Source organism: Metasolibacillus sp. (assembly GCF_025291715.1).
Classification (GTDB): domain Bacteria; phylum Bacillota; class Bacilli; order Bacillales_A; family Planococcaceae; genus Metasolibacillus; species Metasolibacillus louembei.
In genome coordinates this window covers 132,391-155,333 of sequence record NZ_JAMBIZ010000005.1, presented here as the reverse complement: position 1 = coordinate 155,333, position 22,943 = coordinate 132,391, and the positions used below count along the sequence as shown (strand labels likewise).

Sequence of the window (22,943 nt, the reverse complement as noted above, 5' to 3'; positions counted from 1 at the left end):
TAATTCAAAATTCCTTTTTTAAAGCAATTGCATATACCATGCCATTATTTGCTTGCCATAAAAATAAATGATAATGCTTGCCAATGCAATAGATGGGCCAAATGGAATTGGTGTTTTGCGATCTTTTTTATATAAATTTAACTGGATAATAGCTAATAGCATCCCAATCATCGCTGCTAAAAAAAGTGTAAGTAATGTACTCACTGTCCCAAGCACAAGACCAATTAAGAAAAATAGCTTAATATCGCCTCCTCCTATACCACCCTTCGATACAGCTGCAATAAGCAATAATAGACCAAAGCCCATCACTGCGCCAAGCAAGCTATCCCACCATAAAGTAAGGGGCGATAATATACGTCCTAAAATAAGTAAAGGTAAAAAGAATAACAAAATTTTATTTGGTATTAACATATAGGCAATATCGGAAACTGTAATAATCATTAAAAGTGAAATGAAGAGCAAGGCAACAAATAGCTCTGTTGAAAAACCTAGTTGGTAATAAGAAAATGCGAAGAGGATGCCTGTGAAGAACTCAATTATCATATAAATTGGGGAAATACGAATTTTGCATATGCGACATTTCCCACGCAATAAAATATACGAAAATATTGGGACTAGCTCAATGATTGTTAAAGTATGCTGGCAGTTTGAGCAGGAAGAACGGGGGAAAATAATAGATTTGTTTTTGGGGATACGTAAACCAACAACATTATAAAAAGAACCGAGTATCAGTCCTAATAACAAAAAGAAAAACAGATACATAATTGTCATTTTGTACTCACCTACATAATTAAAATAGTCGTTTTACTTTTTTATCATACCATATAAAGGAATAAAAGCTGTAGGGAAATATAGAAATTCTACATTCCCTACAGCTTCTTACTTCCTCCCTAATCTCCCCGACAACAACATTCCTGCTGCACCGATGATCATAAAGAGAATTGCCCGAATTAACAGGTTTAATGTGGCTAAATCAAAGAAAATAAGCTTAAATATTGCGATTAATAATAAAATAAAGCCTGTTGCTGTAACCTTTTTCCATTGTCGCCTTCTTCCTAACAATATTGTTAGGCTTGCTGCTGCAAAGAGAATCAATGTTTTCATCATAATCGCAATGCCCCATGTCAATAGGTCAATCGCGTATAAATAGGATGCAAGATTAATGAAATGCAATAGTGTTAGAAGAATACCTACATTTATATAGATTTCAATATATTTTTCAATGAACCTTTTCCACTTTTGATAAATACGTCCTTCTTTATATATGTCAGCAAGCAGGGCAATGAGCGTTAAAATGAAAATGCTACGCGTTACAAGCTGCAATACGCTATGCGTATTATCCATTGTGCCTGATGTAAGTAATGCCAAGCTTTGCGTAAAGTAGCAAACAATGAGTAATGCTGGTGCAAAAATGCCGAGCCAACGGTTATCCATAATTAAAACAACAAGCAGAGCAATAGCGGTTAAGCTAAAGACAATATACGGAATATGGGATGTTGTTGAAATATAAGCAAAATCAAGCTTTGCCATATACAGAATAACGAAGAAAATAATACTTGCTGCAATGACATCCATTGCATAGTACTTAGCTAACCCCCGTTCAAAGCGCATCAGCTCTTCTTTTGGTCTTTTCGCATAAATATAAGCAAGGGCTAGACCTACAATAAGGACAATTATCGCTATATTTTCTACATACCAAAATGGTCGTACATCTGTCGTTGCATATAAAGCAAATGCCATCATAAATAAAATAGTTGAATACGTAATTTTCATTAGCGATGCTCGCAAGCGTATTGCTAACATCATACCTGCAAGAGCTGATAAAACATAGGCGAGTCGATCATAGTCTTGTGCAAAATCAAACGTCATCACCATATTAAATGTTAATAGTAATGCAATTGTCGCCGCAATATCGAAAACATGACGCTCGCTCTTTTTATGTGCGATAAAGGCCATGATTACATAAAGTACAAATATAATAAATAAATAACCTATTTGATATGGCTCATTTAAAATAAAAATATTAAAAAGCAATAGCACAAAACTGCTAACGCTAAACAATGCACCTTCTTGTATAACCTTCCATCTTTCGCTACGTATAAATAGCTGCCACCAGCTATTCAAAAATAGCGCTAACAGAATGATGATACTACATGCAAAGTACAGTGTTTGATTGTATTGTGTAAACCAAATAATTTGTATTGCCAATAGTGAAAAAATCATAGCAATATAAAGGGCAATTTGTTGCTGATGCTGTAAAATAACGAGCTGAATGGCTCCAAAAATCAGTATAATATAAATTAAAATAAATACTTTTTCAAAATCCATATATTCTAGCAAATAAGGTAATAGTAAAGATGTAAATACAACAAAGGTTGTTAATGCCTGACTCCCTTTTAAATAGCTAATGGCAACCCCATATGCGATATATAGTAGTGCAATAGCAAGTGCCACCGTTAATGCGAATATTTCATATAAAATTGCCCCTGCTGCAGTCGCCAATATACCAATAATAAAGGAACCACCGTATAAAGAGATGACCATTGCTGTCACTTCTTCTTTTTTCTTCTCAAGGCGCCATGCATAAATGCCGATAGCGATTGATACGATGTAAGCCATCATAACTTTCACTGTATCTGATAAGAAGCCGAATTCGCTTGCTAGCTTTAGCCCCCATAAAATACCTAGCACTAAAATAACCATAAACAGCTTCGGTAAAATAGTTGTTATACGCTCCTCAAAGGATTTTGTCGGCTTCGCTACTATCTCAGGTGCCTTCGTTTCATTTATAGCTTTTTCGACAGGCTGCTTTATGACAGCTTTTGTCTTTGTAATGATAACAGGTTTTTCTTCTGTTTTAGGTGCTACATACTGTTTTTCGTGACCATGCTTAAGCTTTGCTACCTCTGCCTGTAGCTGTGCAACCTCTTGCTCTAGCCGTTTGACTCTTTCCTGCCATTCTCTTTCCATTCATCCCACCTACCTTTTATACATTTTATCACATGCTTATAGAAGCTATGACGAACTTTCTGTCGAATCGCGTGAAAATTAAGAATAAAGTAGGGGATTAAGTGTAAGCTGTAGGAAAATGTATACGGTACAAAAAAGATTGCCAAAAAAGCAGACTAACCTACTTTTTGACAATCAATGACTGTTTTATTTTATAAGCTGTTCTTGGAAGTAGGCTTCGATTTCCTTCCAATTGTTCATTCGTATGAAGCCTTCTGTTGTTTGATTATATGGCATGGAATATAAAATACCAGTACCTTTAAATGCTTCTAGCTGATATGGGCTATCGTCAATTAAATAGTCTGTGTGAATAACTGATTTCGTGCCACAAAATACGATGTTTTGTTTATTAATAAATGGGAAATAACGCTCTAACCAATCGTATTTCGCATTGAATGAGCCTGGAACTTCCATTGCAGCTGTTGCAATAAAAATATCATAATGCTCCTGCAAATTTTTCACCACTTCAATCGCATCTTGGTCCAATAATTCTAAGTCTCCAAAAAAATCTGCCTCATTCATAAAGCCATACAATTTTTTCATCTGTTCATCTGGCAAGTTACGTCGAGTCCCACCTATAAATTCTTCATCTGTATAACTTGTCCCAAATCGTTCATTGCATGTTGTACAAAGCTTTTTATAAAAATTAGCTAATACTTGGTCCATATCAATTGCAATACTTTTTCTCATTATATAGCCTCCTCTTTCATTCCTTTTCTAAGTGTAATCAACTTGTAAACGAGAAACAAGCATGCGTAATTAACTTAACAAATTTTACAAATTTAACACCTTACATGTTTGCGTTTAAAGCCAATTCGTCCCTTTTCCACTTCTTTTTCAATGCTTTCTAACGCATTTAAGAAGCTGCTTTTTTTACCAGCCTTCTTCATTTCAACAACACCGATTTCCTTCGCAGTAGTCAATGCCTGTTCGTGTAATGGCTTATACGACACCCCTACCGTTGTTACAAAATTGTTCATCGCTGATTTTGCTCGCTCTGGCGCAGTATGAATTGTCTCTTTTACAACATCCAGCATATTAGCAAGCTTGCTTTGTGAAAATGTCTCATCCTTGCGATTGCCAAGCAGCCAGCAATAACAGCTATAGCCTGCTGACATTTTCAATTCTTCACCACTAGCAATCCATTTATCAGCTACTTGCTCTGCAATATTTGCCTCTGCTAGCGTTACCGCTACAACATAGTCTGATAGCATATAAAAATATGCTTGCTCAATCCAACGATCATAATCTGCCTCTGTCATTGTATTTGGCTCTGCAATAACCCCTGCAAAATACATCGCATCATAATTGCCTGTTGCATATAGCTGCTCTGCAAGCGCTTGATTCGTTTTAATCATTTTTCTCATCGGCTTCATCGCACCTGTTGCTACGCCAAAAACAGGCTCCTTCGCCCCATTTGAACAATAAGTCTTTTTCATACGCTCTTTTCCTAATGCTTCTAGCTCCTGCATGACGGTTTGAAAGTCCATTCATTTTGCTCCTTTTGTCATTATTACTTTGACCTTAGTTTATCATTTTCATTACAGGTCAGTGAAGAAATATCCTCTATCCTATTAATCCGTTATAATATAAAGAGATTAATTTTTTATAATTCAATAGAGATTACAGATTTTGAAAAGGAGGCTACCTTGGAAACTATTTTATTTTTTGCATGCATTTTATTTGTCGCCTCTGTGCTGCAAACAAGTACAGGCTTTGGCTTTTCCATTATGGCAACGCCTTTTCTGCTGATGTTGCTGCTCCCACAAGAGGCGATTCAAATAAATATTATTTTATCTTTATTTATTTCACTTTCATTAATATGGAAAATAAGAGCAACAATTGATTTTACGATTTTAAAAAGGCTAACCATTGGCAGTATAGCTGGCGTACCTTTTGGTATTATGCTTTTTATTTCGATTGATATCGAAATGTTTAAATTAGGCATTGCGATACTGCTGTTATTGCTAACATTATTATTAATACTGAATTTTAGAGTTAAGCCAACCCCTGTTCGTGACTTTATCGTTGGCGGATTATCTGGACTTTTAACAACAAGCATCGGGATGCCTGGACCACCTTTATTGCTATACTTTACAGGGACAAATACAGAAAAAGCGAAGCTGCGTGCAACTACACTTGCTTTCTATCTATTTATCTATTTAATTAGTCTTATTGCACAAATATGCTTTACTGGTATTAGCCTATTCATATGGCAATCAAGCATTTACGCAATTCCGATCGTATTATTTGGCTTGTATGTAGGACAAATTATTTTTAAATGGTTAAATCAAAATGCATTTAAAATTCTTACATATATTCTTTTAAGCTTCACAGGTATTTATCTTCTTATTGATTATTTTAACTAACATAAAATGCTGTAGGGCGCTTTTTGTTTCTCTACAGGTTTTATCTTGATAAAACCCTATAAACGCTGTGGATCATCCTAGCCTAATTGCTGTTCTAGTTTCCATAAATGCATTTTAGTAGCCTTATTGGGATGCGCATATTTATGACCTTGCATTGATAGCAAAATTCTCTTTAATCCTTTAAGTGTACATTCACGCATTATATACATCCTGCCAATCCATACCAAGATCACGGGCTATTGCCCAGATTTTTTTGATAACTGTCCTACCATCTCCTCTTTAAAATTTCGTTAAAGGTGTTGTTAAATGCTTAAAGGCTACTTTATCTAGTGCTGCATCTATTAACAATCTAGTCCTTCTATTGGTTGATAGCCTTTGATGTGCCCTATTCTCTCTCAATCATACTTGCCAGTGTCCAACTTGCACGCTTCAAACGCCTCGTATTGTTGTCTAGCCTCCTGATTTCTTCAAAATTTTATCTTCATTTTAGTAGCCTCACCTATCCTAAAATAGTGATTTAATTTTCTTTAATAGACAAACTACCAATCCCCCTCCAATCTTAATTCATAAGATAAAAAGGGAGGTGAGAAAAAATGATTAAAAAATTAGGCTCGCAAAATTTGATTGACAACAGTTATTGTGCAATTAATCGATTTTTTTGGCCTCCTATGAAAGCTATTGACATATGTTCTATTCAACCGCCTCCAGTCATTATCCCTGAAGGAACTATTATTCCCATAATAAATAGATATTTTTATATCGTTACAGAAAATATTGATTTAACAAACGGAGTAACACTTCCAACTCATTTATTTTCAGATGATAATGGCAATCCAGTAACCGAATTTACACTTTTTAATCCTAATGGCTACGTTAATCTTTATATTAATGCCGTCATGCAAGAGGGGGCACATACCAGGTAACCCCTAATTCATTAACTCTAAACCCATTTAATGCAACTATCTTTGCTGGAACTCCAATCATTATAGAATCATTAGGTTTCCAACAAAGATAATATAGAATTCCTTTATCCCTTGAAAGGGGGTGAAAAAAATGGCACTTTCAATTATCAATATTCATGTAAATGTTACTGGCACTTCGACTAGATTCTTTAATGTTTTAGCAGCAAATTTACCTGTCACAGACGGTACTACAGTTGCTGCAACTGCCTTTCTAGACGATAGTGGAACTGCCGCTACCGCATTTCCTGTAGTAGCAAATGGCTACTATAATTTCTATATTAATGGCGTATTACAAGAAGGTGATTCGTATACAATTTCTGCAACAGAATTAACATTTAACGGTGTTACAGGTACAATCACAGCAGGAACTCCATTAGTAGTGGAAGCCGTAGAATTAGTTACACAAACTTAATCTTTAATTAATAATGCTACGGTTGAAATTTCAATGCGTGTTTTATTGCCATCCGTTTCTATAACCTCCATGCTATTTAAAATCACTAATTTTTCCTTGTTTGTCATATGAGTCTTTCCTTTTCTTAATAATGCAGAACAAACAATGAATAGTTACGAACAGTACATGGATAAGTTAGGGCAATAACAAAAGAAAGCGTTGGAACCTAATAGCTCCAACGCTTTTCTTTTAGTACATTTTTAAATATTGTTCGCGCTCCCATTGATGAACAGTAGAGCGATACATATCAAATTCGATATCTTTTGCTTCTTTAAAGTTCGCATAAATATGCTCACCTAATGCTTCTTGAATAACTGTATCTTTCGCTAATAATGTCAATGCATCATCTAATGCCGCTGGTAAGTTTAAAATACCATTCGCTTCACGCTCTTCCTCTGTCATTACATAGATATTGCGATTCACTGCTGGTGGTGGCGTTAATTGCTTACGAATACCTTCCAAGCCTGCTTGTAAAATAACAGCCATCGCTAAATATGGATTTGCCGATGGGTCAACAGAACGTACTTCGATACGTGTAGAAACACCACGAGATGATGGAATACGAATTAATGGTGAACGGTTACGTGCTGACCATGCCACATAACATGGGGCCTCATAGCCTGGTACTAAACGCTTATAAGAGTTTACTGTTGGGTTTGTTACCGCCGTAAAACCTTGTACATGCTCTAATACACCTGCCATAAATTGCATTGCTGTTTCTGATAAGCCAAGCTCTGTTTGCTCGTCATAAAAGGCATTTTCTTTCCCTTTAAACAAAGAAACATTAAAGTGCATTCCTGAACCATTTACACCGAATAACGGTTTTGGCATAAATGTTGCATGTAAGCCGTGCTTACGAGCAATTGTTTTTACTACTAATTTAAATGTTTGAATATTATCACATGCTGTAATAGCATCTGCGTATTTAAAGTCGATTTCGTGCTGACCTGGTGCTACCTCATGGTGGGATGCTTCGATTTCAAAGCCCATTTCCTCCAACTCAAGCACGATGTCACGACGACAGTTTTCACCTAAGTCAGTTGGTGCTAAGTCAAAATAACCACCATCATCATTTAACTCAAGTGTTGGTTCACCTTTTTCATCTAATTTAAAGAGGAAGAATTCTGGCTCTGGTCCTAAGTTAAAGCTTGTAAAGCCTAATTTCTCCATTTCCTTTAACATACGCTTTAAGTTTGAACGTGGGTCACCAGCGAACGGTGTGCCATCTGGGTTTGCAATATCACAAATGAAACGCGCTACTTTGCCTTTTTCAGCTGTCCATGGGAAAATCATGAATGTATCATAATCAGGTAATAAATACATATCTGATTCTTCGATACGAACAAAGCCTTCAATTGAAGAGCCATCAAACATCATTTTATTATCTAATGCTTTATCTAGCTGACTAACTGGAATTTCAACATTTTTAATTGTTCCTAAAATATCAGTGAATTGTAAACGAATAAACTTTACTTCTTGCTCTTGAACCAGCTTTTTAATGTCCTCTTTTGTATACTTACCCAAATGTAACACTCTCCTCTTAAGTAATTTGCACTTTTAATAAAAACGTGAAAGGTTTCCTTGACGAATGGATGTTTTTTGCATGCTTCGTGCTTGTAGCATTTCTTCCCGCATAATGCGGCGCAATTCCCGATCAGAAATTTCTTTTTTGCCTTCTGTATTCGCATGCTTCTTCATCGCAAATACTTTTTTAATTCCTGCCATATTCGTGCCTCGCTCAAGCATTTCCTTTATTTCTAGCAATACATCAACATCATTTAACGAAAACATTCGTCTATTTCCTTCTGTACGATGAGGTTGAACTAAATTGTGTTCTTCATAATATCGTATTTGACGCGCTGTTAAATCCGTTAGCTGCATCACAATACTTATTGGTAACACTGGCATAGATCGACGAATTTCACTACCCATTTAATTCACCTCCGCTATTATCATACATCAGTGTTTTTTTATACGTCAATTTTCATGTGATAAAACCTAACATGAAATCTTCTCTTATCATAACCTTCGAAATAGCAATTAAAAACTACCTTAAAAATGGCTTTATACAGCACTTTTAAGGTAGTTTTATTGTTTGCATTTTTGCAAAATATAAGGTTTCACTGAGCGAAAATCAATGCATGAGCATACCATTTCTTGCAAAAAATTATTTTTTTATTCTGTCACTCCAAATTTTAATGCTGCAACAATTTAAAATTTTTTAACATAACCTCAGCCTTTATTACTTAGCTTTTGAACAGCACTGCAAATTGCGTATTTTACATGCTCATAGGTTAAACCACCTTGTACAAAGGCGGTATATGGTGGGCGAATCGGGCCATCTGCTGTTAATTCAATGCTGGAGCCTTGCACAAACGTACCTGCTGCCATAATCACATCGTCCTCATAGCCTGGCATATAAGCTGGCTCTGGTGCGAAATGTGCATTGATGGGTGAGGCTGCTTGAATTTCACGGCAAAAAGCAATCATTTGCTCAGCTGTTTGGAACGATACGGATTGTATTAAGTCTGTGCGAGGTGCGCTGTAGTGCGGCGCTGTTGCCATTCCAATTTCCTCTAGCATCGCCGAAGTAAAAATTGCCCCTTTTAACGCTTGTGCAACCGTATGTGGTGCTAAGAAAAAGCCTTGGTAAAAGTCAGCTAATGTATTTAATGTGGCACCTGCCTCCGCACCAATGCCTGGTGAGGTCATGCGATAAGCACATTTTTCTACTAAATCTGCACGTCCTGCGATATAGCCGCCAATTTTCGCAAGACCAGCACCTGGGTTTTTAATTAATGAGCCTGCCATTAAATCAACGCCAACCTCTGTTGGCTCAAGTAGCTCCACAAATTCACCATAGCAATTATCTACAAAAATCACAGCACTTGGGGCAATCAAGCGAATTTGCTGCACCATTTCACTAATTTCTGCAACAGTAAATGAAGGTCGTGTCGCATAGCCTTTTGAACGCTGAATAGCGATCATTTTCGTTTTTACATTTACTGCTTCACGCACGCCTTGCCAGTCGATTTGCTCATTATCAATTAAATCAACATGGCTATATTTAATGCCGAAATCCTTTAATGACCCAGTATCTTTATCTCCACCATCAACAATTGATTGCAGCGTATCATATGGTTTGCCTGTAATATAAACGAGCTCGTCACCAGGACGTAAAACACCGAATAAGCTAAGCGTAATGGCATGCGTGCCTGAGATAATTTGCGGACGAACGATGGCTGCCTCTGTCCCAAATACTTGTGCATAGACACGCTCTAAATTATCGCGTCCTTCATCATCATAGCCATAGCCACTTGAAGGATGTAAATGATAATCAGAAACTTGATTTTCACGAAATGCTGTTAATACTTTTTGCTGATTAAAAAAGGCGTTTTCATCTACTTTTTTATGAAATGTAGCAATTTTATTTTCAATACGAGCAGCAAGCTCCATTGTTTGTTCTGTTAAGTTTGACGTGAACATAGATGTCTCCTTATTTTGCTTAATAGTTTTTAATCCTATCCCATCTTATCAACTATTTTCATCACGTCAACTATTTACTCTTTACTAATTTTTATATAATTGTTATGCTCATGTTTGCTAACTTAGATATTTACGATAAGAAGGAGTTTGAAAATGGCTTGGGAAGTTTTTAGTATTATTGGAACAATCGCTTTTGCCTTGTCTGGCGCTATCGTTGCGATGGAGGAGGAATATGATTTATTCGGCGTTTATTTGCTTGGTGTTGTTACCGCATTCGGTGGTGGGGCCATTCGTAATTTATTAATTGGCTTACCAGTCACTACTTTATGGAGTCAAGAAATGATGTTCCAAATCGCGCTCGCTGCAGTTACGCTATTCTTTTTAGTACCACAGCGCTTTATTAAGCATTGGAATCGTTGGGGAAATTTATTTGATGCAATTGGGCTTGCAGCATTTGCTGTACAAGGGGCCATGTATGCAGTGAAATTAGAGCTTCCTATTAGTGCTGTTGTTGTGGCAGCTGTTTTAACTGGCTCAGGGGGTGGTATTGTAAGAGACTTACTTGCACGCCGTAAACCAACTGTGTTACGCGATGAAATTTATGCAATGTGGGCAGCTGGTGCAGGTTTAATGATAGGACTCCAAGTTTTAACTGGCGATTTGTTTTTATATATGGTGTTTATTGCAGTGACAGCTTTACGTATTTTCTCTTATATGCGTGGCTGGCATTTGCCACGAAAAAAACTGTTAGTGAAATAGATTGATAGAAAATCAAAGAGGTGGCAGAAAATCAGGCTCACGCGTGACTTTTCTAACACCTCTTTTCATTTTTTACTTAAATTCTAGCTCACCATCATATGCAAGCATACCACCTTCAAGATTTGTTACATCATAGCCTTGCTCTGCTAAGTATTCGCAAGCATTTGCGCTGCGTACGCCGCCTTTACATACAATGATGTAAGGAAGCGATTTATCTAATTGCTCTAAGCTGTTTGGAATTTCACCTAATGGAATATGCACTGCACCCGGAATTACACCGTCTGCTACTTCAAAGTCTTCACGCACATCAATTACGTGTAAATCCTCGTTTGCATCAAGCAAATTAATTAGTTCATCTGTTGTCATTGTTTTCATTTCGATAAGCCTCCGATTCGAATTATGCATCTTCTTTATTAATATCTATCGTACTTGCTGGCACAAATGTCGAAATCGCATGTTTATAAATCAAGTGCTGCTTTCCTTCTACCTCTAACAGTACAGTAAAATTATCGTAAGATTTTATTAAACCTTTTAGTTGAAAGCCGTTTAATAAAAAGACTGTTACAAATGTATTGTTTTTACGTAATTGGTTTAAAAATGCATCTTGCAAATTAACTGGTTTCACGTAAGCACCCGCCTTTGTTATTGATTATGATATTTACTTTTGACTAAACATGGACTGACTTTGCCACAGCAAATACCAAGCTATTTTATGACCATTAATATATATTCGTTATATAATATAAATTTCCTTCTATTTTTATAAATTCATTCGGCGAAAAGCGACTTTACTTGTTCCCAATTTGTACCTATCCATTGTACATCCATTTTATTGCGGAAATATGTGAGTTGACGCTTAGCATAACGGCGTGAATTTTGCTTAATTTGGTCAACCGCATCCTCATAGGAAACTAGCCCAGCAAAATAAGTGCATAGCTCCTTATAGCCGATTGCTTTCATTGCTTGTACATCTCGAATACCCGCATCATATAACTCGCGCACTTCCTGTATAAGCCCTTGTTCTAGCATAATATCAACACGTAAATTAATGCGCTCATACAATTTTTCACGTTCCATATCTAAGCCAATAATTAAATGGTTGTAGAGTGGGATATCACCCCTATTATGCTCATCTGCCGCCTTTGATGTGCCACTTAATTCAACCATTTCTAATGCACGAATGATTCGTCTAGTATTGTTTGGGTGAATATTGCTCGCCGTTTCTGGATCTAGTGCCGCTAGCTTTGCATGCATTGCCTCAGGTCCAACTTTTTCTAGCTCCTTATAGTAAAGAGAGCGTGCCTCTTCGTTCACTTGTTCTTTTGTAAATTGGAAATCATAGAGCACAGATTGCACATATAAGCCTGTGCCGCCAACGATAATCGGTACTTTCCCACGTGCACTAATCTCATCAATTTTAGCACGTACAAGCTGCTGATATTCCGCTACTGAAAAACTTTCTGTCGGCTCCTTTATATCAAGCAGATGATGCGGGATACTATCCATTTCAGCAGCTGTAATTTTCGCAGTTCCAATATCGAGCCCTTTATATACTTGCATGGAATCACCGTTAATGATTTCACCATCGATAAGCTTTGCAAGTTGGATGCTTAATGCTGTTTTGCCAGATGCTGTTGGACCGATAATTGCAACAACATCATAGTTCGTTTTCGACATGTTTTAACCACCGTAATACAGCATCATGCACATGCTGTTTATTTGTTTCGTTTAAAATTTCATGGCGCATTTCTTCAAATAAATGCACTGTGACATTTTCCATTCCTACATCAGTCATTCTTTTGGCTACTTTGAATACCCCTTTACCAAAATCGCCAACAGGGTCATGGCTACCGCTAATAAATAGCACTGGTAAATCTGTTCGTGTGCGTGCCATCTCCTCTTTGCGATGGACAAGTAGTAAGCCCTCTGTCAAATCGGCGTAAAATTGATGCGATGGAATAAAGCCACACATTTCATCATCGATATATTTTTGCACTTCATCCGCGTCACGCGATAGCCAATCAAATTCTGTTGTTGTATCTGCAAATGCTTTATTAAAGCTACCAAAGCTTAAGCGATTCATGAAAGGACTCGCTGTTTGCTTGCCTTGTGCCTTCGCTAATGTATTCGCAAGCTGATTACCTGCTAAATGTGTTGCGGATGTAACGCCTGTACCACAAATAATACAGGCTGAAATTTGATCGCTATAAAGCTGAATAAAACGGCGTGCGATAAATGAGCCCATGCTATGACCAAATAGCGTCAAGGGAACTGTCACTGTTTTACGAAGATATAGAAGCACTTCAAGTACATCTAATACGACATGATGGAAGCCGCGCTCATCCGCAAAATGCCCGTAATTGCCCCTAGCCGTATAGCCATGCCCTCTATGATCGTGTAGTGATACATAATAGCCCTGCGCACACAAAAGCTTGGCAAACTCCTCATAGCGTCCTGAATGTTCGCCCATTCCATGCAAAATATGCATATGTCCAATTGGGTGCTCTGGCTCAAATATGCGCACAAAAACTTGTTGCCCGTCTCGCATCGTTAAAAATAGCTGTTGCTGTTTCATTAAAAATCCCCCTTCACTTTACATGACACGCTTAAACATTTTTTCTAGCTCATATGTTGAAAAATGAATTAATACAGGACGTCCATGTGGACATGTAAACGGATTTTCTGCCTCTCTTAAATCATTTAGCAGTTGATCCATTTGCTCCTTTGTTAAATAGTAATTCGCTTTAATGGATTTTTTACAGCTCATCATAATCGCTGCTTCCTCGCGTAGCTTTTTCACATCAGCCTTGCGTGTTGTCAACACTTGCTCAATTAGCTCCTCAATTACTTCTTGTTCAAAGCCTTTGGGGAACCAAGTTGGGTGCTCACGTACAACGAAGGAGTTTTGACCAAATGGCTCTAAATAAATACCAACCTCCTGCAAGCTTTGCTGATGCTCCATTAAACGTAACGCTTCATCTGCTGAATAATGGAATGTCAGTGGCAGGAGCAGTGCCTGTCGTTCGTTGGCATTCACATCGCCTACTTTTTCGCGATAATATTCATATTTTATACGCTCCTGCGCAGCATGCTGGTCAATTAAATAAAAGCCATCCTCCATTTGAGCAACAATATAAGTTCCATGAATTTGCCCAATAACTTCAAGCTGTGGAAATGGTGCTTTTTTTTCCTCCACTACTGGTGGTTGCTCTATTATAGGCTCTTCGAAGCTTTCCACAGTTAATGGTGGCTGGCTTTCCTTTACTTGCACAGGCTCTCCTCTTAAAGGGGCTGGCTCTAGTCGACTTTCCTTTAAATGTTGAACAATCGAAGCCATTTTCTCCTCATTAAAAGTTGGCGCTGGTTTCCATATATTGAGCTGCTCTGTTGGTAGCTTCTCAGGCTTTTTCGGCTTTGCTGCTAGGGGAACGCGGACAACGTCACTTACAGCTTTGCGAATTGTTTGCTCTACTAATTGCAGTAGCTCAGGCTCTTTACTTAAACGAATTTGATGCTTGGCAGGGTGAACATTGACATCTGTTAACTGCGGGTCGCCTTCAATAAACAATGCGGTAATTGGATAGCGCTCAATCGGCAAATACGTATGAAATGCATCAACGACCGCCTTTTGTACTAAATAATGCTTCACCCAACGCCCATTCACAAATATCGAAATGTAATTTTTTGAAGCGCGTGTGAGCTCAGGGAATGTTGCAAAGCCATGTATTTTATAATCATTTGTTTCACCGTTAAATGCAAACATTTTTTTCGCATTATGTGCGCCATAAATCGCTGCGAGCACTTGCTGCACATGCCCTCGGCCATTTGTTTGCAGCTGAACCTGTCCATTGTGCACAAGCTTGAAGGCAATATGTGGATTGCCTAATGCTAAACGATTCATTAAATCAATTGAATGACCTAACTCTGTCTGTACTGTTTTTAAATATTTTAAACGCGCAGGTGTGTTATAAAATAATTGCGCTACTGTAATATCTGTTCCTTGTCGCAGTGCAGCTGGCTTCTGACTTTTAATATGTCCACCTTCAATATAGAGCTCTGCACCGTCTTGACCATCAGATGTTTTCATCGTCATTTTGCAGACGGATGAAATGGAGGCTAATGCCTCACCACGGAAGCCGAGCGTGCGAATGCGGAATAAATCCTGCTCTTTTTCAATTTTAGAAGTGGCATGTCTTGCAAAGGATTTCAATGCATCCTCCTCGCTCATACCACTCCCATTATCAACAACTTGGATAAACGCTAATCCCGCTTCCTCTAAAAACACTTCAATCGTTGTCGCACCAGCATCAATGGCATTTTCCACAAGCTCTTTGACAACAGATGCAGGACGTTCTACTACCTCACCCGCTGCAATTTTATTGGATAGCCATTCATCCATAATGTGGATTTTCCCCATTCGCGCTCACCTCTATTTGCTTAATAATTTTTGCTGTAATTCATGCAATAGCGTCATCGCCTGTAGCGGCGTTGTTCCCATAATATTTGCCTTCTGTAACACCTCTAACACTTCCTGTTCCTCCTTTGATAAGGAAGGCTGGTCTGTGAATAAAGTTAGTTGCTCTGCTACAATGCTTGGCTTCTCTTGCACAGGCTTTACCGCTTCCTGTTCCTCAAATTGTGTGAGCAGCACTCTTGCACGCTCAATAATTGGCTCTGGCATTTCTGCCAGCTCAGCTACATGCACACCATAGCTTTTATCGGCTGCCCCTGTTTTCACTTTGTGTAAAAAGACAACTTTGCCATCACGCTCCGTTGCGCTAACATGGACATTTTGTAAACGTGCCAAGTCATGCTCAAGCTCTGTTAACTCATGGTAATGCGTCGAAAACAGTGTATTTGCACCGATTTCCTGATGAATATATTCCATCATCGCCTGCGCTAAGCTCATACCATCATATGTAGATGTACCACGCCCAATTTCATCAAATAGTAACAAGCTATTTTTCGTCGCATGTGTAATCGCATATTGCGATTCAAGCATTTCCACCATAAATGTGGATTGTCCTGCCGCTAAATCATCGGCTGCTCCAATACGTGTGAAAATTTGATCGGTAATTGGTAAGCTTGCCTCTTTAGCAGGTACATAGCAGCCCATTTGTGCCAAAATTACCGTAATGGCTACTTGACGCATATATGTACTTTTACCAGACATATTCGGCCCTGTAATAAGCATCATATTGCGGTCGCTCGGCAAAATGCAATCATTTGGCACATATAGTTGTTTATTTAGCATTTTTTCAACGACTGGATGACGCCCTTCTTTAATCGTTAAATCGCGTCCATCATGGAATATTGGACGTGTAAAATGATATTTCTCTGAAATGCTTGCAAAGCTAATAAATACATCAAGCTCACTTATTTCAGATGCAAGTGCTTGTACACGTGGGATATAAGCTTTTAGCTCCTCGCGTAATGCGACGAATAAATCATATTCAAGCGCTAGGCTTTGCTCTTCTGCATTTAAAATTAATGCTTCTTTTTCCTTAAGCTCCTGCGTAATATAGCGCTCTGCATTTGCTAATGTTTGCTTACGCTCATAACGCGTTAAATCTACATTGCCAAAATTAGATTTTGTAATTTCGATATAATAGCCAAATATGCGATTATAGCCAATTTTTAAATTTTTAATGCCTGTTAGCTCGCGCTCCTTTTGCTCAAGCTGGGCAATCCAATCTTTGCCGTTACGTGCCGCATAACGTAGCTCATCAAGCTTGTCATGGTAACCATCACGAATAACGTCACCCTCTTTAATGGTAATCGGTGGGTGATCTGTAATCGCTACAGCAAGCAGCTGCTCCACTTCCTCACATATATCGAGCACCTCGCCCAATTGACGCAGCGGCTCGCTTTTACTTGCCAGTAGCTGCTCGCGAATTGCAGGCACTTGTTGCAATGATTCACGCAGCTGTGCTAAATCTCGACCACCGACATTACCAAATGCGACACGACCAGCTAAACGCTCTAGATCATACACTTGCTTTAAACGCTCACGCAGCTCTTCACGCACAAAAAAGTCCTCTAATAAATGCTCCACAATTGTTAAACGTTGCTCAATTTTAGTCCGTTGCACAAGCGGCTGATGTAGCCACTGCTTTAATTTACGTCCACCCATTGCTGTCACTGTTTCATCAAGCAGCCATAAAAGTGTACCCTTTTGGTCACCACCTCGAATGGACTGCATCAGCTCTAAATTGCGCTTTGAATTTGCGTCTATCGATAAATAGTGATTCATTTCAGTAAAGCGGAATGGCTGAATATGTGAAAGTGAACGCATTTGCGTACGTTCAATATAACGTAAAAGCTTGCTTGCTATCGGCTGAACATTTGGAGGCAAGTCACTCGTAAATTGCTGTGTTTGCTGCATTTCATCATGTTCGATAGAGAGTACAATATTTAATGCCTGTGCCATTTCTGCTGCCTCTAGATGCATTGCCTCACCAACGATCAGCTCACGAATGGCATAGGATTGTAGCTGCTGGAATAATGTTTTAATATCCCCTTCAATAATCGTTGCTGTTGCCTCGCCTGTGGAAATATCAAGTGTGACAAAAGCAATTTGCTGCTCTGCAACATATTGTGCCGCACCGATAAAATGATTCGTCTTGCCATCAATTGTTTTACCCTCTGTAATCGTCCCAGGTGTAATCAGTTGCACAACTTCGCGTCTTACAACACCTTTGGCTATCTTTGGGTCTTCCGTTTGTTCACAAATTGCTACTTTATAGCCTTTGGAAACGAGTGTTTCAATATAATTTTTTGCGGAATGATGTGGCACACCACACATTGGAATGCGCCCTTTACTTCCCCCATCACGGCTTGTTAACGTAATTTCTAAAAGCTGTGAAGCTCTCTCCGCATCTTCAAAAAACAGCTCATAAAAATCCCCTAAACGGAAAAATAAAAAAGCATCCTTATAATCTTCTTTTATCATTAAATATTGTTGCATCATCGGCGTGTATGTCGTCATGTAAAAACCTCTTTTAATTAAATTCTATACTTCTATTATATAAAAAAACTAAACATTATGCATGTCAGCCTCTTAAGAGAATAAAAATTGTCTAGGCTATGTATAAAATATCTGCGTTTTTTAATGACTTATCTGCGAATTTTCCAGTAATATCTGCGCTTTTTGCTGATTTATCTGCGAATTTCTTCAAGATATTTGCGAATGCAAAAAAGAGCTGCCAGATTTCTCTAGCAGCTTGCTTCACTTATTGAAACGATGAAGATTCTTTTATATGCCGGATAGTTGATGAACTGGAGCCGCCTAACGCTGCTGAAGAGCTTGAAGACGATGACGAGCTCGATGATGAGGATGATTCTGCAAACTCCCATTCATCTTCATAATCCAATGGATGCACATGAATGCAAACTGTCGTTTCTCCAATGAGTTCGACTAAAAATTCTCGCTCAATTGTTACCTGGAACTTATCACCATTGATAATTATTGCCTCAACACAGTTTGGCTGTTGTTCAACATGTGTATGAACCTCGTTTGTGTCCTTCACTTTTTCATCGCGGTAATGCAATTTAATGCGATCGCGATATGTGATCGTTTCTGTGTAAACCGCCGTCTTCGAATGTTGGTTGTAAGCATACCATACATTAATATCAAATTTCCCTGACACTTCAACAAAATTCCCAATTTTTTTCGCTTGGTAATGGTGATTAATCACCCAGCATCCTAAAATACTCGTTGGAACATTTGGCGGACATAGCGTTTCGACACTCTCAACACGTTTTTTCCCCTTCGCTACAACTGCCTTTGTCACGATTTGACGTAATCGTTTCAACGAAAAATCCCCCTTCCTATGTGGCTCGCCATAGTTTATGCGGCACGCGCCTAAATGGTGCTAGGAAGAGGGAATGTTCATTTTATAAATGCTTTAACATGCTTGAACCAGCAATACCTGGATGTGTCATTTCATATGGATCTAAAATAAGGTCCAGCTGTTCAGCTGTCAATACACCAGCTTCAATACATAGCTCACGAATTGATTGCCCTGTGCGAATTGCTTCACTTGCTAAACGAGCTGCTGTTTCATAGCCGATATGCGGGTTCACCGCAGTTAAAATACCAACGCTTTTTTCTACATATTCCTTCATACGCTCCTCATTTGCTTGGATGTCTTTTAAGCAATGCTCTGTAAATGCTTCGAATACATTGTTCATAATGCTTAGCGATTGAATTAGATTAAATACGAGTACTGGCTCCATTACGTTTAACTCTAGCTGTCCTGCCTCTGAGGCCATCGAAATTGTATGGTCATTTCCGATAACTTGGAACGCTACTTGATTTAATACTTCTGGCATAACTGGGTTTACTTTACCTGGCATAATAGAAGAGCCTGGCTGACGTGCTGGCAAGAAAATTTCGTTAAACCCTGCACGTGGCCCTGAAGCCATTAAACGCAAATCATTGGAAATTTTCGACATATTGACCATACAAATTTTTAATGCGCTTGATACTTCTGTATAGGCATCGGTATTTTGTGTTGCATCCACTAAATGTGTTGCACCTGTCAATGGGAAACCAGAAAGCTCTGCTAAATGACAATCTACCGCTAAAATATAGTTTGGTACAGCATTTAAACCTGTTCCTACAGCTGTAGCTCCCATATTAACTTCATATAGATGTTCGCGTGTTCTAGCAATACGCTTAATATCACGACCGATTACGCGGCTATATGCTTCAAACTCTTGTCCAAGTCGAATTGGTACAGCATCCTGTAAATGTGTACGCCCCATTTTAATAACATGGGCAAATTGTGCCGCCTTTTTATCAAATGTATCTTGCATATGCTGCATCGTTGCAAGTAGCTCTTCAATCAATGTTAAAATCGCAATATGCATCGCTGTTGGGAATGCATCATTTGTAGATTGTGACATGTTGACATGACTATTTGGACTAATTGTGGCATAATCGCCTTTTTCTTTCCCTAAAATCTCCAATGCGCGGTTTGCAATGACTTCATTGGCATTCATATTAATGGAAGTTCCAGCTCCGCCTTGAATAGGGTCAACGATAAATTGCTGATCCCATTTTCCTGCGATTATTTCATCTGCCGCAACAATAATCGCTACACCGATTTCCTTTGGCAATAATTCTACTTCCATATTTCCTAGAGCTGCCGCTTTTTTGACAATCCCCATTGCTCGAATTAATGATGTATGTAGTGATAAACCAGTAATTGGAAAGTTTTCAGTTGCACGTAATGTTTGAATACCATAATACGCCTCTAGCGGTAATTGACGCTCTCCTAAAAAATCTTTCTCTATACGCATTTGCTGTTCCATAAAGTATCCCCTTTATCTAATTTCGATATCTATTTAATCGAATATTGATATCTATTCAACATGATAGTAGCCAATTTTCATGAGCTTGTAAACAGTATTTCATTTTTATTTATAATTTTTTTGTAAGCGGTGACATTCTTCATAAAAAATAGCTGCCGAAAGGAACGCTTTTCGACAGCTATTTATTAATAATCTAATAGTTGTTCAACCTCTGTTAAAGTCATTGGCTTATAATAATAGTAGCCTTGTCCTACTTGGCAGCCAATTTTTTGCAGCTCTAAATGCTGCGCCTCTGTTTCTATACCTTCTGCAACAGATTTCATATTTAAATCTGCTGATAATTGAATCAATGTACGAACAACTGCATTCATCCGCTCATCTGATAAATAATCAATAAAGCTTTTATCAATTTTTATTTCATCAAAGGGCAATTCCTTCAAATAACCGAGAGAGGAGTAACCAACACCAAAATCATCAATAGACATCGCAATGCCAAATTCCTTCATTTCATTAATAATCCCCTTTGCTCGTATCATATTTTCCAGCTCAACGCTTTCTGTAATTTCAAATTTAATATAGCGTGGTTCAACACCATATTCAGTAATAAGCAGCTTCATACTTTCTACAAAACTGGGGTCATAAAAATGAGTAGGTGATATGTTAACAGCAATTTGGTACATTTTTTTCCCAGCATCTTGGCGCATCTTTTGCCACGCTAAAATTTTTCTAAAAATAACACGGTCTACTTTATGAATATTCCCTGTATTCTCTGCAACAGGAATAAAAATAGCAGGCGATACAAAGCCTAAGCTTTCTGAAAACCAACGTGCCAATGCTTCAAAGCCTTCAATTTCACCTGTTTGAATATTTACTTTTGGTTGCAGGACAGGTGTGAATTCCATATTTTTCAATGCATATGAAAACGATGATAAAACTTCCATTTCAAGCTGTAGCGTTTGCATTTGTGATTCATCGTACACTTTCAACGTCGTGCCAGTGCTTTTTAAAGAAACAGACAATGCTGTATCGGCACGCTTGACCGCCTCTGTAATTAAAATAGATTGGTCATAGTTTGAAGTGCCAATTTTTAACGTAATATATACGCTTTTTCCTTCAATTGAAAAAGGCTCAACGATAATTTCATGTAATAGCCCCTCTAGCTCCTCATCAATCGTATACTTGCTGGCTAAAATAACAGAGGAATTGGTGTAGCGCGCAATCAAGGCATTTTCAAATGCAGGAATCAACATCGCTCGCTGTGCCAATTGTAGCAATAATGCATCGCCCCCTTGCCGTCCATATAAATCGACCACTTTTTGATATTCCCCAGGCTCAATAATACAAATAACGCCACTACAATCCTCTTGATAAAGCTGGTTTAATTCATTTTGAAACAATGCAAAATTAGGCAATCCCGTTTTTTCATCATAATAAGCTAACTGTAAAATTTCCTTTTTTTGATTAAAATATTTTAAAGCTAGTGTAATAATTGGCGCAACTCGATCTAAAAATTTGATTTCATTTTGACGTGGAAATTTAATAGACTCCTCAAAAAATAAAGAAAAAATACCAACAAGCTCTCCTTCAGGTGTTTTAATCGCTTGATGCCAAACTGCTTCTATATCCTTTTGCTGTAATATACTTGCCCACTCTTCTTGCTGCTGCTCTAAATGGTGAATAATATAGCGATCTTTTATAATATGTTGGAAAAAGTTGTTATAATCTAAATGCAAATTATCAACAGATGCAAATATATTTCTTATTTTTTTCGGCAAAGTGTTAGAAGCAACTAATTTCAAACGATTTTCTTCAATTAAAAATATACAAGTATAGCTTTTTTTCTGAAACGTTGTAGCGATATGTCGGCAAAGATGTGCTAAAACATCGGCAATATCTGCTCCTTGCTCTAATTCCGAATAGGCCTCACGCTCTACCGCAATCAGCGCTTCAACATTAATCGAATCGGTAATATCTCGCGCAGCAACAATATAAAACTGCACGATGCTTTCATGATCTCTTATTGGTAGAATCGATAGTTCATTCCAAAAGGCAGTTTGATCTTTTCGATAATGAAATATTGATAATTTCAATGATAGCCCTTGTTGGAGGCTTTCTAAAATAAGCGCTTCACTATTTACGTCAGTTAAAGGCCCTGTTAATAACGATAATGTAGAGCCGATTAGTTCATCATGATGATATTCAACCATGCGTGTGAAAATATTATTTGCATATATAATACTGTGTTGATTTTGTGCATCTAAAATAACTAATACTGATTCAAATTGTTTTGCTACTTAACACAAGCTAAAATACAATTGTCCCCTATCAACAATATTATGGTTATACATTGGCTCACTCATATCATTTAGCCGATTCCATTTCAATATATTTTTACAGCCGTGTTAATTAGCCTTTATTTTACAGAGACTACTAAAAAATTTGTTCATTTCCGTTGCGAGAGGCGCTTTCCACAGGCTCCAATGAACAAGTAAAGGCTATAGAAGAATGCATTTTCTCTTGCAAAACACGCCTGCTATTTTTATTAAGTCAATACTCTATCAATCAAATGTATAAGAATGCTATATATTC

20 protein-coding genes are annotated in these 22,943 nt (G+C 37.9%); 4 read left to right on the top strand and 16 right to left on the bottom strand.

Going from position 1 to position 22,943, the window contains the following annotated elements; all coding sequences use genetic code 11:
- Window positions 1-18: 18 nt before the first annotated feature.
- The 4 genes from M3Z76_RS05625 to M3Z76_RS05610 form a co-directional block, all read right to left on the bottom strand.
- Entirely contained in the window at window positions 19-771 is a 753-nt protein-coding gene (locus tag M3Z76_RS05625; RefSeq protein WP_293921216.1) for a prepilin peptidase, read from the bottom strand.
- Between the two features lie 108 nt (window positions 772-879).
- On the bottom strand, window positions 880-2,970 hold the full coding sequence (locus M3Z76_RS05620) for a DUF2339 domain-containing protein (RefSeq protein ID WP_293921217.1): 2,091 nt from the start codon (window positions 2,968-2,970) through the stop codon (window positions 880-882).
- Window positions 2,971-3,156: 186 nt separating this feature from the next.
- Window positions 3,157-3,699, bottom strand: a complete 543-nt coding sequence (locus M3Z76_RS05615; protein WP_293921218.1) for a 5' nucleotidase, NT5C type — start codon at window positions 3,697-3,699, stop codon at window positions 3,157-3,159.
- A gap of 92 nt (window positions 3,700-3,791) precedes the next feature.
- Complete coding sequence (locus tag M3Z76_RS05610) at window positions 3,792-4,499, bottom strand: DNA alkylation repair protein (protein WP_293921219.1); 708 nt, start codon at window positions 4,497-4,499, stop codon at window positions 3,792-3,794.
- A gap of 159 nt (window positions 4,500-4,658) precedes the next feature.
- On the opposite strand from M3Z76_RS05610, the gene M3Z76_RS05605 reads away from it, so the two are divergent.
- From M3Z76_RS05605 to M3Z76_RS05595, 3 genes are all read left to right on the top strand, one after another.
- A complete protein-coding gene (locus M3Z76_RS05605; protein WP_293921220.1) occupies window positions 4,659-5,378 on the top strand; it encodes a sulfite exporter TauE/SafE family protein in 720 nt (239 codons plus the stop codon).
- 593 nt (window positions 5,379-5,971) lie between these two features.
- Window positions 5,972-6,301 (top strand): DUF4183 domain-containing protein, encoded by a 330-nt coding sequence (locus M3Z76_RS05600; protein WP_293921222.1) that lies wholly within the window; start codon window positions 5,972-5,974, stop codon window positions 6,299-6,301.
- A gap of 130 nt (window positions 6,302-6,431) precedes the next feature.
- The gene (locus M3Z76_RS05595) at window positions 6,432-6,752 is read left to right on the top strand and encodes a DUF4183 domain-containing protein (RefSeq protein ID WP_293921224.1); all 321 of its coding nucleotides are present in this window, start codon (window positions 6,432-6,434) and stop codon (window positions 6,750-6,752) included.
- Window positions 6,753-6,980: 228 nt separating this feature from the next.
- Here M3Z76_RS05595 and glnA read toward each other — a convergent pair whose 3' ends face one another.
- The 3 genes from glnA to M3Z76_RS05580 all read right to left on the bottom strand — a co-directional run bounded on the left by glnA (window position 6,981) and on the right by M3Z76_RS05580 (window position 10,277).
- Window positions 6,981-8,315: a type I glutamate--ammonia ligase gene (gene glnA, locus M3Z76_RS05590; RefSeq protein ID WP_293921226.1), complete on the bottom strand. Its 1,335-nt coding sequence runs from the start codon at window positions 8,313-8,315 to the stop codon at window positions 6,981-6,983.
- A gap of 33 nt (window positions 8,316-8,348) precedes the next feature.
- The gene (locus M3Z76_RS05585; RefSeq protein ID WP_293921228.1) at window positions 8,349-8,723 is read right to left on the bottom strand and encodes a MerR family transcriptional regulator; all 375 of its coding nucleotides are present in this window, start codon (window positions 8,721-8,723) and stop codon (window positions 8,349-8,351) included.
- A 300-nt stretch (window positions 8,724-9,023) separates the two neighbouring features.
- Complete coding sequence (locus M3Z76_RS05580) at window positions 9,024-10,277, bottom strand: methionine gamma-lyase family protein (protein WP_293921229.1); 1,254 nt, start codon at window positions 10,275-10,277, stop codon at window positions 9,024-9,026.
- 153 nt (window positions 10,278-10,430) lie between these two features.
- Here M3Z76_RS05580 and M3Z76_RS05575 point away from each other — a divergent pair, with 153 nt between their 5' ends.
- Complete coding sequence (locus M3Z76_RS05575; protein ID WP_293921230.1) at window positions 10,431-11,036, top strand: trimeric intracellular cation channel family protein; 606 nt, start codon at window positions 10,431-10,433, stop codon at window positions 11,034-11,036.
- A gap of 72 nt (window positions 11,037-11,108) precedes the next feature.
- Here M3Z76_RS05575 and M3Z76_RS05570 read toward each other — a convergent pair whose 3' ends face one another.
- From M3Z76_RS05570 to M3Z76_RS05530, 9 genes are all read right to left on the bottom strand, one after another.
- Window positions 11,109-11,411, bottom strand: a complete 303-nt coding sequence (locus M3Z76_RS05570) for a rhodanese-like domain-containing protein (protein WP_293921231.1) — start codon at window positions 11,409-11,411, stop codon at window positions 11,109-11,111.
- Between the two features lie 22 nt (window positions 11,412-11,433).
- Window positions 11,434-11,661: an RNA chaperone Hfq gene (gene hfq / locus M3Z76_RS05565; RefSeq protein ID WP_293921232.1), complete on the bottom strand. Its 228-nt coding sequence runs from the start codon at window positions 11,659-11,661 to the stop codon at window positions 11,434-11,436.
- Window positions 11,662-11,804: 143 nt separating this feature from the next.
- The gene (gene miaA / locus M3Z76_RS05560; RefSeq protein ID WP_293921233.1) at window positions 11,805-12,713 is read right to left on the bottom strand and encodes a tRNA (adenosine(37)-N6)-dimethylallyltransferase MiaA; all 909 of its coding nucleotides are present in this window, start codon (window positions 12,711-12,713) and stop codon (window positions 11,805-11,807) included.
- Window positions 12,694-13,611 (bottom strand): alpha/beta fold hydrolase, encoded by a 918-nt coding sequence (locus M3Z76_RS05555; protein ID WP_293921234.1) that lies wholly within the window; start codon window positions 13,609-13,611, stop codon window positions 12,694-12,696. Before M3Z76_RS05555 ends, miaA begins: the two co-directional genes overlap by 20 nt.
- Window positions 13,612-13,629: 18 nt before the next feature.
- Entirely contained in the window at window positions 13,630-15,453 is a 1,824-nt protein-coding gene (gene mutL / locus M3Z76_RS05550; protein WP_293921235.1) for a DNA mismatch repair endonuclease MutL, read from the bottom strand.
- Window positions 15,454-15,465: 12 nt separating this feature from the next.
- Window positions 15,466-18,024, bottom strand: coding sequence for a DNA mismatch repair protein MutS (mutS, locus tag M3Z76_RS05545; protein ID WP_293921236.1), 2,559 nt, complete (start codon window positions 18,022-18,024; stop codon window positions 15,466-15,468).
- Window positions 18,025-18,268: 244 nt separating this feature from the next.
- Window positions 18,269-18,850 carry an outer spore coat protein CotE gene (gene cotE / locus M3Z76_RS05540; protein WP_293921237.1) on the bottom strand — a complete coding sequence of 194 codons (582 nt, stop codon included), beginning with the start codon at window positions 18,848-18,850 and terminating at the stop codon, window positions 18,269-18,271.
- Between the two features lie 82 nt (window positions 18,851-18,932).
- Window positions 18,933-20,354, bottom strand: a complete 1,422-nt coding sequence (gene aspA, locus M3Z76_RS05535) for an aspartate ammonia-lyase (RefSeq protein WP_293921238.1) — start codon at window positions 20,352-20,354, stop codon at window positions 18,933-18,935.
- Between the two features lie 185 nt (window positions 20,355-20,539).
- Window positions 20,540-22,618, bottom strand: a complete 2,079-nt coding sequence (locus M3Z76_RS05530; RefSeq protein ID WP_293921379.1) for a putative bifunctional diguanylate cyclase/phosphodiesterase — start codon at window positions 22,616-22,618, stop codon at window positions 20,540-20,542.
- Window positions 22,619-22,943: the final 325 nt, after the last annotated feature.